Annotated in this window: 1 protein-coding gene; it reads left to right on the forward strand. The window is 48.1% G+C overall.

Going from position 1 to position 648, the window contains the following annotated elements; translation table 11 throughout:
* On the forward strand, positions 1 to 648 hold a 648-nt coding region (locus R7Z47_RS25270; RefSeq protein WP_318130820.1), incomplete at both ends, for a potassium transporter TrkG.

A 648-nucleotide genomic window follows, 5' to 3' on the forward strand; every position in this document is an offset into this window, starting at 1 on the left:
TTTGGCTCGCGGGCATGACGCCGTTTGATGCCATCAGCCACAGCTTCTCTACCATTGCGATTGGTGGCTTCTCAACTCACGATGCCAGCATGGGCTACTTCGACAGTTATGCGATTAACCTGATTACCGTGGTGTTCTTGCTGATCTCTGCTTGTAACTTCACTCTGCACTTTGCGGCATTTGCCTCTGGTGGGGTTCATCCTAAGTATTACTGGAAAGACCCAGAGTTCCGCGCGTTCATCTTTATTCAGGTGTTACTGTTTTTGGTTTGCTTCTTACTACTATTGAAGCACCACTCTTACACATCACCTTATGATGCGTTTGACCAAGCATTGTTCCAAACTGTCTCCATCTCGACAACCGCAGGTTTCACCACAACCGGTTTTGCAGATTGGCCATTGTTCTTGCCAGTGCTGTTGCTGTTCTCCTCTTTTATAGGAGGATGCGCAGGTTCGACCGGTGGTGGTATGAAAGTGATCCGCATTCTGCTTCTTACCTTACAAGGTGCGCGTGAACTTAAACGTCTGGTTCATCCTCGTGCGGTTTACACTATCAAAGTCGGAGGTAGTGCATTACCGCAACGTGTGGTCGATGCTGTATGGGGATTCTTCTCAGCATACGCGTTAGTGTTTGTGGTATGTATGTTGG

The organism is Vibrio sp. 1641 (genome assembly GCF_033339995.1).
GTDB lineage: Bacteria > Pseudomonadota > Gammaproteobacteria > Enterobacterales > Vibrionaceae > Vibrio > Vibrio alginolyticus.